Annotated in this window: 11 protein-coding genes; 2 read left to right on the top strand and 9 right to left on the bottom strand. The window is 73.9% G+C overall.

Features of this window, described 5'->3' with window-relative positions:
• Window positions 1–131: 131 nt before the first annotated feature.
• The gene (locus ACIQLL_RS12355; protein WP_402467391.1) at window positions 132–731 is read right to left on the bottom strand and encodes an NYN domain-containing protein; all 600 of its coding nucleotides are present in this window, start codon (window positions 729–731) and stop codon (window positions 132–134) included.
• A gap of 158 nt (window positions 732–889) precedes the next feature.
• Between ACIQLL_RS12355 and ACIQLL_RS12350 the strand changes: the two genes are divergently transcribed.
• A complete protein-coding gene (locus ACIQLL_RS12350) occupies window positions 890–1,657 on the top strand; it encodes a type 1 glutamine amidotransferase (protein WP_402467388.1) in 768 nt (255 codons plus the stop codon).
• 23 nt (window positions 1,658–1,680) lie between these two features.
• Here the strand turns inward: ACIQLL_RS12350 and ACIQLL_RS12345 are convergent, their stop codons facing one another.
• Together ACIQLL_RS12345 and ACIQLL_RS12340 are read right to left on the bottom strand one after the other, a co-directional pair.
• Window positions 1,681–2,421: a PspA/IM30 family protein gene (locus tag ACIQLL_RS12345; protein ID WP_402467385.1), complete on the bottom strand. Its 741-nt coding sequence runs from the start codon at window positions 2,419–2,421 to the stop codon at window positions 1,681–1,683.
• Between the two features lie 70 nt (window positions 2,422–2,491).
• On the bottom strand, window positions 2,492–4,645 hold the full coding sequence (locus ACIQLL_RS12340; RefSeq protein ID WP_402467382.1) for a TPM domain-containing protein: 2,154 nt from the start codon (window positions 4,643–4,645) through the stop codon (window positions 2,492–2,494).
• A 201-nt stretch (window positions 4,646–4,846) separates the two neighbouring features.
• Between ACIQLL_RS12340 and ACIQLL_RS12335 the strand changes: the two genes are divergently transcribed.
• A complete protein-coding gene (locus ACIQLL_RS12335; RefSeq protein WP_402467379.1) occupies window positions 4,847–5,728 on the top strand; it encodes a hypothetical protein in 882 nt (293 codons plus the stop codon).
• Between the two features lie 36 nt (window positions 5,729–5,764).
• On the opposite strand, the gene ACIQLL_RS12330 is transcribed toward ACIQLL_RS12335, so the two are convergent.
• The 6 genes from ACIQLL_RS12330 to ACIQLL_RS12305 all read right to left on the bottom strand — a co-directional run bounded on the left by ACIQLL_RS12330 (window position 5,765) and on the right by ACIQLL_RS12305 (window position 14,751).
• Entirely contained in the window at window positions 5,765–6,952 is a 1,188-nt protein-coding gene (locus ACIQLL_RS12330) for an AI-2E family transporter (RefSeq protein WP_402467377.1), read from the bottom strand.
• 53 nt (window positions 6,953–7,005) lie between these two features.
• Window positions 7,006–8,418 carry a glutamate decarboxylase gene (locus ACIQLL_RS12325; protein ID WP_402467374.1) on the bottom strand — a complete coding sequence of 471 codons (1,413 nt, stop codon included), beginning with the start codon at window positions 8,416–8,418 and terminating at the stop codon, window positions 7,006–7,008.
• 18 nt (window positions 8,419–8,436) lie between these two features.
• Window positions 8,437–9,243 (bottom strand): bestrophin-like domain, encoded by an 807-nt coding sequence (locus ACIQLL_RS12320; protein ID WP_402467371.1) that lies wholly within the window; start codon window positions 9,241–9,243, stop codon window positions 8,437–8,439.
• Between the two features lie 374 nt (window positions 9,244–9,617).
• Window positions 9,618–11,309: a DNA repair helicase XPB gene (locus ACIQLL_RS12315; protein WP_402467368.1), complete on the bottom strand. Its 1,692-nt coding sequence runs from the start codon at window positions 11,307–11,309 to the stop codon at window positions 9,618–9,620.
• Window positions 11,310–11,381: 72 nt separating this feature from the next.
• Window positions 11,382–13,784, bottom strand: coding sequence for a helicase-associated domain-containing protein (locus tag ACIQLL_RS12310; RefSeq protein ID WP_402467365.1), 2,403 nt, complete (start codon window positions 13,782–13,784; stop codon window positions 11,382–11,384).
• A 49-nt stretch (window positions 13,785–13,833) separates the two neighbouring features.
• A complete protein-coding gene (locus ACIQLL_RS12305) occupies window positions 13,834–14,751 on the bottom strand; it encodes an NAD-dependent epimerase/dehydratase family protein (RefSeq protein WP_402467362.1) in 918 nt (305 codons plus the stop codon).
• Window positions 14,752–14,912 lie beyond the last annotated feature (161 nt).

The raw sequence follows: 14,912 nt of genomic DNA, 5'->3' as shown, positions 1-14,912 counted from the left end.
TCCCCGCGTTGTGGGTATGAAATCGACGGCCCCGAACCGGTTCGGGGCCGTCGATTTCATACCCACAACGCGGGGACGTGGGGCGCGAGGGTGTGGGGCGCGGGGTGGGGCGGCAGCCGGAGTCGGCGAGATCAGAGGAAGCGCAGCGGGTCGAACTCGTCGATCGGGATGATCCGCACCCGGGGCAGAGCGCTGGTGAAGGCGTCGGCGTCGCCCTCCAGGTCGAAGATCTCCAGGCCCTCGTCGCTCAGCGCCGTGAGCTGGCCGTTGACGAACTCGCGGAAGGCGAGCAGCCCGACCCGGCGGTCGCCGCCGAGCAGACGCTCCACCTGCGGCAGGAAGTCGCCGTCGTGGCTGGCCAGCAGGACGTCGGCGTCACGGTCGGCGATGGCGTCCAGGGTGAGCTGGATACCGAGGTCGACGACCTTCTCGTCGCCGCTCGCCGCCAGCGGGATCGGCTTGTAGCCCATCGCGAGCAGCGCCTGCACGAACGACATCGGCATCTGGCCGCTGGTGGCGTTCAGGAAGAACAACGGGACCACGTCCTGGTCCCAGACCTTCCGGGCGAACCCCGTGATGCGGTCCCAGCGGGGTCGCTCCTCCGGGTTCGGCCGCCGGTTGAGCACGTTCATGCCGAGCGTCGCGTCGATGTTCTCGCCGTCCACCAGCAGGTAGGTGGTGCGCGGGCTGTGCTGCGCCGGGGCGGACGGGACGGGGAAGGGGGCGGCCATGAGCACAGCGTACGCGGGGCGGCGCTCGTGCGGCCCGATCGTGCCGGTCGGGGACGGACCGGGCGGGCCCTGCGTCGAACCGGCAGCATGGACGCCGCGCGGCGCGAGGACTACTCTCGTGCGCCGTGGCCCTGAACACGACATCGGCGGATCCGCGCGTGACCGTGCTGCAGCACGGTTCGGACGTCCCCCTCGACCTCTACACCGGTCGGCTCGGCGACGTCCGCATGGTGCGCCTGTTCGCCGGAGACCCCGTTCCGTCCCTCCCCGACTGCGGTGACGCGTTGGTGGTGCTGGGCGGGCAGATGAACGCCTACGCCGACGACGAGGCGCCCTGGCTGCCGCAGGTGCGGTCGCTCCTGGCCGAGGCGGTGGGCGCGGACCTGCCGACGCTCGGCATCTGCCTGGGTGCCCAGCTCCTCGCCGTCGCCGGCGGTGGGAGCGTGGCCATCGCCGCACCTCCCGGGCGCGAGGTCGGCGTCGTGCCGGTGTTCTGGCGCGCCGAGGCGTTCGACGACCTGGTGCTCGGCCCGGTGGTCCGTGCGGCGGGTGCCACGGGCCCCGACGACCTGGACGGTCGTGGCCCGGCGACCGAGTTCCTGTCGATGCACTCCGACGCCGTCATCGAGCCGCCCGCCGGTTCCCGGTGGCTCGCCTGGTCGGACCTGTACCCCTACCAGGCCTTTCGCTGGGGATCGGCGCTCGGCGTCCAGTTCCACCCGGAGGCCGGCCCGACGACGGCGGTGCGGTGGGCGCTGGGGGACGGGGACGTCGACACGGCGGCCGTGCACGCCCAGGTCACCGCGCACGGCGCCGCGCTCGCGAAGTCCGGCACGCTGCTGGCCGACGCGTTCCTCGGACAGGTGCGAGCCGCCGTCGCCCTCCGCGACGCCCCCGCCCCGGAGACCGAGCGGCCCGCCGCCTGACCTCTTCCGGGACGCCGATCCGCTCAGGCCTCGATCTGGCCCGTCGGTGAGTTGCCGGACTTGAGCGCGGCGAGCCGTGCCTCGAGCTCGACGTCCTCCATCGAGCCCTCGAGCTCGGCGAACTGCGACTCCAGCGACGACGCCGCGATCTCGGCCTGGCCCATCGCCTGCGCCTCCTCGCGACGCACCGCCTCCTCGAACCGGGAGAGCTCGCTGGTCGGGTCCATCACGTTGATCGAGCTGATGGCGCCCTGGACGGTCTGCTGCGCCTCGGCGGCCTTCTGCCGGGCCACGAGCTGGTCGCGCTTCGACTTCAGCTCCACCAGCCGGTCCTTCATCTGCGCCAGCCCGGTCTTGAGCTTCTCGACCGTCACCTGCTGCTGCTGGATCATCGGCTCGGACGACCTGACCTCGCTCTCGGCGTCGAGCTGCTTGCGCAGCGCCACCTTGGCGAGCTGGTCGAACTTGTCGGCGTTCGGCAGGTCACCCGCGGCGCGCCGCTCGTCGGCCTTGCGCGAGGCGGCCAGCGCCTTCGCGCCCCACTCCTGCACCGACTGGACGTCCTCGTGGTAGTCCTGCTCGGCCAGCCGCAGGTTCCCGATGGTCTGGGCGATCGCCTGCTCCGCCTCGGCGATGTTGTTCGAGTAGTCGCGGATGAGCTGGTCGATCATCTTGCCGGGGTCCTCCGCCCGGTCCAGCAGCGCGTTGATGTTGGCCTTCGCGAGCTGGCTGATGCGGCCGAGGATGCTCTGCTTCTGGGTCATGACATGCCTTCCTGGTACAGGACTCGTGGTCGATCTGCCCCGACAACGTGCGGCGTGCCGGGAAAGTGCCTCAGAACCGGCCGCCGCCGCCGCCCCGGCCCCCGCCGCCGAAACCGCCGCCGAAACCGCCCCGGCCGCCGCCGCCGAAGCTCCCGCCGCCGAAGCCCCCGCCGCCGAAGCCGCCGCCGATCCGCACACCGGGCCGCCGGCCGCGCCGCCGGTGCCGTCCACCGGTGAGAACCTCCTCGAGGAGGATGCCACCCAAGATCATGCCGCCGATGTCCGCCCCGCGGCCACCGGGGCCGGCGATCCCGCCGGGCTGGTGCGACCCCCATCCGGAGGTGTCGGTCTGCGCCATCTGCAGCGCCTGCTGTGCGTACCGCTCGGCCTGCTGGGCGGTGGCCAGCGCCGCGTGCGGTGAGCTGCCCTGCTCGGCGCGGGCCTGGCCGAGCAGCCGCTCGGCCTCGGCGAGCCGGGTGCGGGCATCCGGCCCGACGGCGCCCCGGCGGGTGGCGACGAAGTCCTGGGTGGCGCGGATCTGGGAGTCGACGCGGCCGAGGATCTCGCGCAGCAGCGCCCGGGCCCGGGCGTCGGACTCGGCCGCCTCGCGGACAGGTGCCAGGGTGGCGTCCAGCGCGGCCTCGGCCGTGGTCAGACGCGTCAGGGCGGCCAGCGGGTCACCCTCCTCGCCGGCGCGACGGGCCTGACGGGCCTGGTCGATCGCGGCTCGGGCCTCGGTGACCGCGCCGCGGACCGTCGCGTCCTCGGGGGCCAGGCGATCGGCGTCCGCGACGTCCTGGGTGATCGAGGCGATCCCCTTGTCCAGGTCGCGGTCCGCGGCGGCGAGGGCGTCCCCGGCGCCGTCCACGGCGTCGAGCAGCATCACGGCCTGCCCGAGCGCGTTCTGGGCCGCGCGGGCGTCGGCGACGGCGAGCGCGCGCTTGCGCTTCTTGACGGCGACCCGACCGTCGGCGACGGCGTCGCGTGCGTTGGCGACGAGTCGGGCCGCCTGGTCGGGGTTGTCGGCCACGGAGGCCAGGGTCGCGGGCGGGTAGATCCCGGCCAGGCCGTCGACGGTGCTGCGGGCCACCTCGACCCGGGACTCGATCTCGGCGGCCCGCTGCTCGGTCTCGTCGAGGACCTCCGGGGCGCGGGCGTGCAGGCGCCGCAGGTCGTCGAAGGCGCGGGCCTGGGCGTCCAGGGTGCCGGCGGCCGTGTCGCAGCGGCGCACGACCTCGGTGAGCAGGTCCCTCTCGGTCAGCGGGTCCCCGGGCGGCTCGTCGTCGAGGCGCTGGCTCGTGCGGAACGCCTCGGCGACCTCCTGCCGGGCGTCCGCCAGCGCCGCGGAGAACTCCTGGGTCGCCTCGAGCCCGAACTCGGCCTGCGCGAACCCGAGCTCCTGCTCGGACGTCCGGATCGCGTCGTCGACGGCCACCAGGGTGCTGCCGGCCTTGCGCCGCAGGTCCTCCAGCGGCATCTGCGCCAGGGGGTCCGGCGCTGCCGCGCCGCCCCGGTGCCGACGGGCCGCGGCGGCGGCTCCGCGACGGGCGAGGTCGGCGTCCTTCGCGCGGGCGCGTCGCACCAGGACGATCCCGCCGACGACGACGAGCACCACGATGCCGCCGACCACCACGACGCCGGGCACTCCCGCGCCGTCGGACGTGCCGTCGTCGTCGGAGGCACCGGCGGACGTCGCGGCTCCGGCCGAGCCCGTGACGGCGAGCAGCGTGTCGACGGCCGCCACGGTGGCACCGGCCCAGTCGTCGTCGCGCAGCGCGTCGACGGCCGCGTCCCGGACCTCGTCGAGCTGGTCCTCGGAGAGCTCGACGTTGTGGTCCCAGCTCATGCCGTACAGCCGGTCCTCGGTGGCCACGGCGAGCAACAGGTCCTCGGTGCCGAGGTGCGCGTTGTTCGCGGTCGCGTCGGCCCACTCGCGTCCGTCCAGCCCGTCGAACCTGTCGACGTAGACCACGAAGAGCTGGTACGGGGTCTGTGTCGCGAGCTCGTCGAGGGAGGTCTGCACCTCGGCCAGGCCGTCGTCGTCCAGCACCTCGGCCACGTCGGTGACGTCACCGTCGAGGTCGGGCAACGGTGCCTCGGCAGCCGCTGGGGAGGCGAACAGGGCAGGCAGGAGCGCCAGTGCCACCGCGGCGAGGGCCACGGCGACGGGCGGTGCGGCCGCGCGTCGCCGCGCGGTCCGGAGGGACGGGGTCACGGTCTGCATCGTTCCGTTCCGGCGCGCGGCGCGCAATCTCGCGGCGGGTGAGGTGTGGACGGCCGGGTCGTCCGACCGGCCGTCCACGGGTCGTGCGCCCCTGACGTCACCTCCGGTCGACCGTTCCGTCACCTGGTCGTGACCTTCACCTGGTTGGATCCTGGGAGGCCGCGCCGTGGCCGCCGAACCGATACAGGAAGAAGAGTGCACGTGCGTAGACGCAAGATGACCGCCCTGCTCGCCGCCGGGGCCGTCGGCCTCACGCTGACCGCCTGCGGGGCCGCCGACGACGCGGACGTCGTCGACGAACCGACGGCAGCCGGCTCCGCGCCCGCCGGAGACGTCGACGAGGCCGCCGTCGAGCCCGTCGTGGTCGAGGACCTCGTCGCGCTCTCCGAGCAGATGGCGGCGGCGCAGGCGGAGCACCCCACGGTGCACGTCGAGTCCGGCGTGGGCGGCGACGCCGCCGAGGAGGCCGGGATGGGTGAGTTCACCCAGAGCGCCGACATCGTGCTCGCCGAGAAGTTCGAGGACATGCGGATGCGCATGACGATGGACATGATGGGCCTGTCGATGGAGGCCCTCCTGGTCGACTCGACCATGTACATGGACATGAGTGCGATGAGCGGTGGCGAGGTCGGCTACGTCTCGATCGACCTCGAGGACCTCGAGGACGAGCCCGGGATGGCGGGCGCGCTCGACACCCTCGACAGCGCTGACGCCGCCGCCCAGGCCGAGGCCGTGGCCGACGCCGTGCAGTCGTTCGAGCACACGGGTACCGAGACCGTCGACGGCCAGGAGGTCGAGGTCTACACCGCGACGATCGATCCCACCCTGGCCTCCGACCCGGCCTCCCTCGGCCTCGACCAGGAGATGCTGGACGAGATGGCGCGGACGACGATGGACATGGTGTTCCGTGTCACCGAGGACGGTCTGCCCACGTCCATCGACATCGTCATGGAGATCGAGGGGCAGGAGTTCGTCGCGACGACGGCGTACTCCGACTGGGGTGAGGACGTGACCGTCGAGGCGCCGCCGGCCTCGAAGGTGACGCCGTACGACGAGGCGATGGGCGCCGGGGCCGGCGCCTGACCGGAACGTCCGCCGTCGGAGCGCCGTGCCGACGCGTCAACCGACGCCGTCGGCGCGGCGCTCGTCCACCGTGCGGGCCGCCTCGCGGGCCGCACGAGCGTTGCGGGCGCTGCGTCCGCCCCTGCGCTCGGCGACCTCGGGGTCGCGCAGCAGGTCGGAGTCGACGAGCTCGTGGCGCTGCAGGTAGGTGTTGGCCACCGCCTGGATGGTGGCGGCGATGGGCAGGGCGAGGAACGCCCCCAGCGCCCCGAAGACGGCGCCGAACGCGAGCACGACGACGAAGCTCACGGCCGGGTTCATCTCCAGCGCACGGGCGGAGATCTTGGGGGAGAAGTACAGGTTCTCCAGCTGCTGGTAGGCGATGATGAACGCCAGCACCGCCAGGCCCTGCGGCAGCCCCTGGGACGTGAGCGCCACCGCCACCGGCAGGGCGCCGCCGATGTACGTGCCGATCGTCGGGACGAACTGCGAGACGACGCCGGTGAACAGCGCCAGCGGCAGCGCGTACGGGGTGCCCATGATCACCAGGAACACCGCGGTGAAGGCCGCGGACAGCGCCGCCAGGACGATCCGCGAGCTGATGAAGTCCGAGACCTTCACCTGCGTGATCTCCCACAGGCGCAGCACCTCGGTCTGGCGGTCCGGGCTCAGCCACCGGCACACCGCCGCGCGGAACTGCGGACCCGCAGCCATCAGGTAGTAGGTGACCAGCCCGATCGTCAGGGCGGCGAAGACGACGCCCACCAGCGTGGACCCCACGGCCAAGGTGCCCGAGGCGACGTCGGAGCCGTACTCGGTCACGAGCTGCTGCAGCAGGACGTCGGAGGCCGGCAGGTCGACGTCGAAGCTGCGTTCGATGTCGCCGCTGATCGTCACGTACAGCTCCGGCAGCACCCGGACGAGCTGGACCAGCTGCTGGACGAACAGGTTGCCGAACATGGCGAGCACCACCACGGCCACCACCACCGAGCCGAAGAACGCCGCCCCGGCGGCGACGCCGCGCCGCCAGCCGTGCCGCACCAGCCAGACGACGATCGGTTCCAGTGCCAGCGTGACGAAGAACGCGACGAGCAGGTAGACGAACAGCGTGCTGAGCTGCCCCAGGGCGTCCCAGGCCCACGCCGCCACGAACACCGCCACGGCGCCCATGACGAGCACCCGCGGCACCCAGCGCGGCGGGCGGGCGGAGTCGTGCAGCACCGGGCGGGCGCCGTCGTCGGCCATGACCGCACCGTAGAGCGTGCCGTGGGTTCTTGTCGCGACGTCGGCCCCTGACCTCAGCGCCGGCGATGCTGTCCCGTGCGCTCCTTCTGGTGCGCCGCCATGAGGGCCGGCGCCGTCCACACGTCCGGCGCCGGGCGCTTGCGCGCCCCGGGCTTCTCCTGGGCCAGGTGGGTGCAGGCGTCCTGAAGGTCGCGCAGCAGCATGTCGACCATCTGCCGGCTCAGGTCGACGCGCACCACGATGCGCAGCAGGTGGACCTCCTCGGCGTCGGGCGGAAGGCTGTAGGCCGGGACGATCCAGCCGTGCTCCCGCAACCGTGCGGACAGGTGGTAGACGTCGAACCCGGGGTCGTCCCGCAGGCGGAAGGTGACGACGGGCTCGCTCAGCCCGGGGTTGAGGATCTCGAACCACGGCCCCGACGCCAGCTCCTCGTTGAGGTGACGGGCGTTGGCGAGCATCGTCGCGACGATCTCCTGGTATCCCGACCGGCCGAGCCGCAGGAAGTTGTACAGCTGCGCCTGGATCATGGCGGACCCGCGGGAGAAGTTGAACGTGTACGTGGGCTGCGCACCGCCGAGGTAGTTCACGCTGAACACCAGGTCCTGCGGCAGCTTGGTGCGGTCGCGGAAGACGAGCCATCCGACACCCGGGTAGACCAGGCCGTACTTGTGCCCCGAGGCGTTGATCGACGCCACCTGCTCGAGCCGGAAGTCGAACTCCAGGTCCGGTTCGGCGAACGGTGCGACGAACGCGCCGCTGGCACCGTCGACGTGGATCGGGATGTCCCAGCCCTCCTGCTCCTTGATCTGCAGCAGGCGGTCGTTGATCTCGGCGATCGGGTCGGCCTCGCCGATGTGGGTGGTGCCGAGCACGACCCCCACGGCGATCGTGTTCTCGTCGACCTGCTCGGCCACCTCGTCGGCGCTGATGACGAACCGGTCCGGCTTCATCGGGATCTTGCGCATCTCGACGTCGAAGTAGTTGGCGAACTTGTCCCACACCACGTGCGTCTCGGCCCCGTAGACCACGTTCGGCCGGTCCGCCGGCAGGCCCGCGGCACGACGCCGGTCCCGCCAGCTGCGCTTGTGCGCCAGCAGCCCGAGCATGATCGCCTCGGAGGAGCCGATCGTGCCGACACCCACGACCTCGGCCGGGTCGGGGGCGTTGAACAGGTCGCCCAGCATGTGGACGCAGGCCTCCTCCATCAACGACGACGCCGGGTACTCCTCGTGGTCGATGTGGTTCTTGCGCAGCGAGCCCATGATGAGCCGCTCCGCCTCGGGCTCCATCCAGGTGGTCACGAACGAGGCCAGGTTGAGCGTCTCCCGGCCGTCCAGCATCAGGCCGGTGTGCAGCAGCTCGTAGGCGGTCCCGGCCGGCATCCCCGACGTCGGGAACTCGAACGGGTCGAGGTGCTCGCGGAACGCGGCCGTGCCGTGGATCGGCCCGGTGGGGTCGTCGGGCATCGCAGTCTCCTTCGTCGGTCAGGTGTCGGTCTCGACGTCGCACGGGAGCGCCGCCAGGTCGGGAGCCGTGGTCTCCATCGACTCCGTGGTCTGTTCGATCAGAGCGGGGGAGAGGCGCCCCGCTCCGGGGCTGAACGGCGTGCTCAGCGCGACGACGATCAGCAGCATCACCACCGTGAACACGGCCGACACCGAGACCAGTGCCGCCTGCGCGGCGGCACGGGCCTGGAGCGTCACCACGAACAGCAGCACGAGGATGAGGACCCCGCCGAAGATCAGCAGCACCCACAGCAGCGGCGGGGTCTGGATCTCGGCGGCCACCAGGCGGGTCTCGCGGGCCGTGGAGATGTTGCCCAGCTGTGCCAGCAGGTTCGTCGCGGTCGCCGGCTGGAACGTCCCGCTCGTGGGCTCGGTCGACTCGCTCAGCGTCACGAACAGGTCGCTGTACGCGGCATCCACCTCGGGTGACGCCCGGCCGACCTGCAGCGCCGGCCAGTCGTGGGCGGGGACCGCCCGGGAGTAGCAGATCAAGGAGTGCTGGATGGCGTCCTGGCTGGCAGGGAACAGCTGCGCCTCGTCGAAGGCGGTGCCGATCGACGTCGCCTCGTCACCGATCGCGGCGCGGGCCGCGGAGAACTCCCCGAAGAGGAAGATGATCGAGAAGCCGAGCACGATGCCGTACGCCGTCGCCACGTAGGACAGCGTCGACGACCACGGGCCCGGGTCGATGTCGATCCCGCGCACCCACCGCCGGGCCAGGAGGCTGAGCCCGAACGCCACGACCGCCGTCGTCAGCAGGAACGCCGCGGTCGTCGTGACCGTCATCGGTCGTCACCGTCCGACGACGAAGACGGAGTGATGGCCCCGGCGGCGCCGGCGGCGGAGAGCTGCTCGGGGGTCGGCATCGATGCCTCCGTCCAACGACGAACCCCGGCGACCTGCGCACGGGGGCCGGAGCGAGCGGACGGTCGCGGTGCGGCCGTGCGCGAGCCGCAGGTGCGTGGGTCGGCGTGGTGTCCCGGGCGGGGCGCCGTCGCCACGAGTCAGGCTACGCGTCCGCGACGTGCCCGGCACGACGAGTGGGCCTCGTTCCTCGGCCCCCACCCTTCACGTCGCTCCGTCCAGCTCCTCGGGTCCGAGGGTCGGAGCCGGGCTGCGCTTCGTCGCGGGCGCGTGCCTCGTTCCTCGGCCCCCACCCTTCACTTCGCTCCGTCCAGCTCCTCCGCGTCGACGATGCGGTAGGCGTACCCCTGCTCCGCCAGGAAGCGCTGCCGGTGCGCCGCGAAGTCCTGGTCCACGGTGTCGCGGGCGACGACGGCGTAGAAGTGGGCGGTGCGGCCGTCCGCCTTGGGGCGCATGACCCGGCCGAGGCGCTGCGCCTCCTCCTGCCGCGAGCCGAACGAGCCGGAGACCTGGACGGCGACCGACGCCTCGGGCAGGTCGATCGAGAAGTTCGCCACCTTGGACACCACGAGCCGTGAGATCTCGCCGGAACGGAACGCGGTGAAGAGGCGCTGGCGCTCGCGGACCGTCGTCGACCCCGTGATCAGCGGCGCGTCCAGGTGGGCGGCGAGCTCCTCGAGCTGGTCGATGTACTGGCCGATCACCAGCACCTGGTCGTCCGGGTGGTCGGCCACGATGCGTTCCACCACCCGGTTCTTCCCCGGAGCGCAGGCCGCCAGGCGGTACTTGTCCTCCGGCTCCGCCGTGGCGTACACCATCCGTTCGTGCTCGGGCAGCGTGAGGCGCACCTCCACGCAGTCCGCCGGCGCGATGTAGCCCTGGGCCTCGATGTCCTTCCACGGGGCGTCGTACCGCTTCGGGCCGATCAACGAGAAGACCTCGTCCTCGCGACCGTCCTCGCGCACCAGCGTGGCCGTCAGGCCGAGCCGACGGCGGGCCTGCAGGTCCGCCGTCATGCGGAAGATGGGCGCCGGCAGCAGGTGGACCTCGTCGTAGAGGATCAGGCCCCAGTCGCGGGCGTCGAGCAGCTCCAGGTGGGAGTAGACGCCCTTCCGCTTGGTGGTCAGCACCTGGTACGTCGCGATGGTGACGGGGCGGATCTCCTTGCGGGACCCCGAGTACTCGCCGATCTCGTCCTCCGTCAGGGAGGTGCGGCGCACCAGCTCGTCACGCCACTGCCGCGCACTGACGGTGTTGGTGACGAGGATGAGCGTGGTGGTCTGCGACCGGGCCATCGCCCCGGCGCCCACGATCGTCTTGCCGGCGCCGCAGGGCAGCACCACGACGCCGGAGCCACCGTGGAAGAACCCGTCCACGGCCTGCTGCTGGTACGGGCGCGGCTCCCAGGCGGAGGCCTCCTCGCCCGGGTACACGGGCGTCGTCGTCGGGCTCAGCGCGATGGCGTGCTTCTCGCCGTCGACGTACCCCGCCAGGTCCTCCGCGGGCCACCCCAGCTTGACCAGGGCCTGCTTGAGGTTGCCGCGCTCGGACGGGTGGACCGTCACGGCGCCGGCGGTGGTGCCGATGTCCACGCGCTCGCCCACGAGCCCCGCGGTCCGCCGCGACTTGAGGACCTCGGCCAGCACGGCGGCGTCGGTCGACTCGAGCACGAGCCCGTGGGTCGGGTGCGAGGCCAGCGTGAGGCGGCCGTAGCGACCCATCGTCTCGGCGACGTCGACCAGCAGCGCGTGCGGCACCGGGTAGCGCGAGTACGCGATGAGGGTGTCGACCACCTGCTCGGCGTCGTGCCCGGCGGCGCGGGCGTTCCACAGGCCCAGGTTCGTCAGCCGGTAGGTGTGCACGTGCTCGGGGGCGCGCTCCAGCTCGGCGAACGGGGCGATGGCGCGGCGCGCGGCCTCGGCCTGCGGGTGGTCGACCTCGAGCAGCACGGACTTGTCGCTCTGGACGATGAGGGGGCCGTCGGGCATGCGGGTCCTTCCGGTGGGGGTTCCAGGATGCCAACGCCGGGGCGGGCGGTCCTGTTCCGGACGCGGCCGGTGTCAGTCGACGGGCTCCACCGCGGCGATGCGGTGCACGGCCACGGTGAGCTCCGCCTCCCGGTCGGGGTCGAGCGCGCGCAACCGGCCGCCGTCGAGCCGCAACGGCTTGAGCGCGCGCCGCACCAGCGTGCCCGAGCCGCCCACCATCTCGACCCACACGGTGCGCCCGTCCCGCAGGGCGTCCTGCAGCTCGGCCAACGCGTCCGCGGGTCCGGGGCGCGGGGCGACGGCGGCACCCGCCCCCGTGGGGCTGCGGTCCGCGCCCGTCCCGGGAACCGGGCCGCCGTCGTCGTGCCCGGGACCTCCCGTGCCCGGTGCGGTGGGGCGCTCCGGCGCGCCGGCGCCGTCGGACCGCGCAGCAGCCCCGGCCCCCGGTCCGGCACCGTCGGGCGGCGGCCCACCGCTCGGCGCGGCGCGGCGCAAGGCGCGGACCAGGGCGACGCGGGCGTCGTCGCCGGGGCTGCGCACCGGTTCGCCGCCGTGGCGGACCCGGGCGTCGCGGTCGAGGCGCGCGGGGCGCCGCAGCCGCCCCAGCGCCCGCCCGTCGGGACCCTCGAGCGCCGAGAGCAGACCGCGTTCGCGCAGCGCGGTGTGCAGCTCGGCGGCCGGCACCGAGGCGGCGAGGACGGTCGGTGCGAGCCGGACCAGACCGAGACCCGCCAGCCGAGGGTCCTCGGCCAGGCCCGCCAGGACGGTGGGGTCGGCGGCACGCACGTACGACGTCGCGGCGCCGATGCGCAGCGCCTCGTGCCGCCGGGCGGTGTCCCGCACCAGGTACTCGAGCGGCTGCGGCACCGGCACGGGGGACCGCGCGGCGAGCTCGGCCAGCAGGTCCTCGCCACCGCGGCCGTGGTCGAGGGCGCGCGTGACCGAGCTCGTGGAGAACCGGACGGTCGTGGCGGCACCCCGCGTCTCGACGTCCGCGGCCTGGTCGATCAGCCGGGCGAGCTCCGGCGAGGGGCGGCCGGGCACGATCCCCGTCAGGTCGCCCTGCAGGAGGATCTCGGGGACCTCGGCGGGCAGCACGTGCCGCAACGCGTCGGCCAGCACGGCGGACTCGGCGGAACGGCCGACGGCGACGGCGTCCGGTGCCGTCTCGGCCGTCCGGGCCACGAGCGCCCCGGGTCCCGAGAGCGCGCCGGCCCCCGTGACGCCGAGCAGCGCGGCCTCGCGCAGCAGGCCGGCGACCGCGGCCTCGGGCGGCACCGCGCGCGGCGATCGCCAGCGCAGCACCTGCGCGACCTGCTCCAGGCCGAGCGCGACGCCCGGCTGGGCGGCCAGCACACCGAGCACGTCCCGGCGCAACCGTGGCACCCACGCGCGGTGCAGGTCGGGTGACAGGGGTGCACGCACGGCGCCCTTCTCGTCCCGGGTCCCGATCTGCCACGGGGTCCGGCGCGAGGCGGCCCACGCAGCGACCAGGACCGCCCAGCGGCCGGCGTCGTCGGCCTGCTCCCAGGCGTCGGCCCGTGTCGTGGGCAGGTACGACGCCGGGGCGTCGCCGTCGTCGGCCACCAGCCCGGCGCTCGCGGCGAGCTCGACGACGAACGCCGCGGTCGGCTCGTCGCACTCCAGGAGCTGGGCGGTGCGACGCAGGTCCCGCACCCCGAGGCCACCGGCGCGCAGGGCCACCGGCGCGGCGTCGTCCCAGGCGGTCACGACGAGCCCGACGTGGCGCACCACGTCCAGCGCAGCGGTGGCGGCCTCGGCGTCGGTGCTCGCCGCCGGGATCGTGGTGCCGTCGGGTCGGGGCGCCTCCAGGTCGGGTGCGCGGTGGGTGCGGCCGTGGCGCAGCGCGAGCCCGACGTCGCGGGGGAGCAGGACGTGCCGGGCGTCCGAGCGCAGGAGCAGGCCGTCGGCCACCAGGGCGTCGACGGCGCGGCGTGGCGCTGTGCCCGCGGGCGGGACGACGCCCACGGGCGGCCCCCAGGTCAGCGCGTCCAGGACCTGGCGCTCACCGGGTGCGAGGTCGGCGGGCGGCGCGGCGGGCGGGTCGGCCCGCACCGGGCCGAGGCCTGCCGGGTAGGGGCCGAGCACCTCGTCCAGCCCGGGGGCGGGGCGCAGGCCCTCGCCGTCGTCCCACACGAGGGCGGTGGTCCGCAGGTGCTCGAGCGTCTGCTCGACGGCGGCCCGGGAGTCGGGTGCGCCCAGCGCGGCCGCGAGGCGGTCGGGTGCCACCGGGGGGCCGCCGTCGGACAGCGCGAGCAGCGACTCGAGGACCTGCAGCCGCCCGGCGTCGAGGTGGGCGACGGCACGCTCGATGCTGGTGCGGCTTGCGGCGCGGGCGGCCAGGGAGCGCAGCGTGGACGGGGCGGGAGTGCCGAGGTCGGGGCGGGCGCGCAGCAGCGTCACGAGCTCGGCGTCGGAGCGCGAGCGCACCCACTCGGTGAACGTGGCGGCCATCGGACCGATGCTACGCGCCCTCGCTCCCGCGTCGCCGGGCCCTCGGAGGTCAGGTCCCGGCGGTCGCCCGGCAGACCTCGTCCCAGGGCGTGGGCATGACGCCGAGGTGCTCGCGGGCGGCGGTGTCGTCCAGCACGTACGGACGCTCGAACTGGTGGATCAGCTGGCGCAGCTCGCGCAGCAGGGGGCTGACCAGTGCCGCCGTGGCCAGCGCCGGACCGCGCAGCGTCCGGACTCGCACCGGCTCCGCCCCGACGGCGGCGAGCACGTCGGTCAGGGCGCGCTCCTGGGTGACGGGCGGGTTGGAGGGCACGTGCCAGGTGCGCCCGTGGGCGTCCGGGTCGGCGGCCGCCGCCACGAGCGTGGCGGCGACGTCGCGCACGTCGGTGAAGGTGTGCGGCTGGTCGGCCCGCCCCATCATCACGACGCCGCGGCCGCGGCGGGCGGCGGGCACGACGCGGGAGACGTGGCCGTTCTGCCCGACGCCGGGACCGACGTAGTCCGAGCCGCGGACCTCGACGGTGCGGACCCGGCCGGCGCGGTGCGCGGCCAGGGCGTCCGCCCACATCCGGGCACGCAGGCGGCCCTTGTGGTCGGTCGCGACGTCGGGCAGGTCCTCGGTGAGGGGGCCGTCCACGGGGCCGTAGGGGTAGAGGTTGCCGGTGATCGCGTAGACGGCGCCGGTGCGTTCGGCCGTGGTGAGCAGGGCGGTGGCCAGCGGGGGCCAGACCGTGTCCCAGCGGGTGTAGTCGGCGGGGTTGGCGCAGTTGTAGAGGACGTCGGTGCCCCGGGCGACGGCGGTGAGCGCGTCGGCGTCCGAGGCGTCGGTCGCGACGTGGCGCACGCCGCGCACGCCGGTGTCCCGGCCGGAACGGGTCAGGACGGTGACGTCGTGGTGGTCCGCGGCGAGCCGGGCCGCGACGGCGCGGCCCACGGGTCCGGCGCCGACGACGAGGTGACGGGACATGATCATCGCTCCGATCTGAGAGCAGTGCTCTTTCTGGGAGCGACAGCATCCCACGGCGTCGGCCGGCACGGCAAGAGCAGTGCTCTCGCGCGGCGGTCGCGGACGACGGCACACGACCGGCGTCGAAGCAAGCGCGTCACGGGTGAATCAGGGGGTGAAAA

It is taken from the genome of Isoptericola aurantiacus (genome assembly GCF_044769875.1).
GTDB classification, from domain to species: domain Bacteria; phylum Actinomycetota; class Actinomycetes; order Actinomycetales; family Cellulomonadaceae; genus Isoptericola; species Isoptericola aurantiacus.
The sequence above is the reverse complement of the archived record's forward strand: the minus strand, read 5'-3'. Positions and strand labels throughout refer to the sequence as shown.

Excerpts from the sequence above, each read along its gene's own strand:
- ACIQLL_RS12355 (WP_402467391.1), bottom strand. The coding sequence starts at position 731 with ATGGCCGCCCCCTTCCCCGTCCCGTCCGCCCCGGCGCAGCACAGCCCG.
- ACIQLL_RS12345 (WP_402467385.1), bottom strand. The coding sequence starts at position 2,421 with ATGACCCAGAAGCAGAGCATCCTCGGCCGCATCAGCCAGCTCGCGAAG.
- ACIQLL_RS12340 (WP_402467382.1), bottom strand. The coding sequence starts at position 4,645 with ATGCAGACCGTGACCCCGTCCCTCCGGACCGCGCGGCGACGCGCGGCC.
- ACIQLL_RS12330 (WP_402467377.1), bottom strand. The coding sequence starts at position 6,952 with ATGGCCGACGACGGCGCCCGCCCGGTGCTGCACGACTCCGCCCGCCCG.
- ACIQLL_RS12325 (WP_402467374.1), bottom strand. The coding sequence starts at position 8,418 with ATGCCCGACGACCCCACCGGGCCGATCCACGGCACGGCCGCGTTCCGC.
- ACIQLL_RS12320 (WP_402467371.1), bottom strand. The coding sequence starts at position 9,243 with ATGACGGTCACGACGACCGCGGCGTTCCTGCTGACGACGGCGGTCGTG.
- ACIQLL_RS12315 (WP_402467368.1), bottom strand. The coding sequence starts at position 11,309 with ATGCCCGACGGCCCCCTCATCGTCCAGAGCGACAAGTCCGTGCTGCTC.
- ACIQLL_RS12310 (WP_402467365.1), bottom strand. The coding sequence starts at position 13,784 with ATGGCCGCCACGTTCACCGAGTGGGTGCGCTCGCGCTCCGACGCCGAG.
- ACIQLL_RS12305 (WP_402467362.1), bottom strand. The coding sequence starts at position 14,751 with ATGTCCCGTCACCTCGTCGTCGGCGCCGGACCCGTGGGCCGCGCCGTC.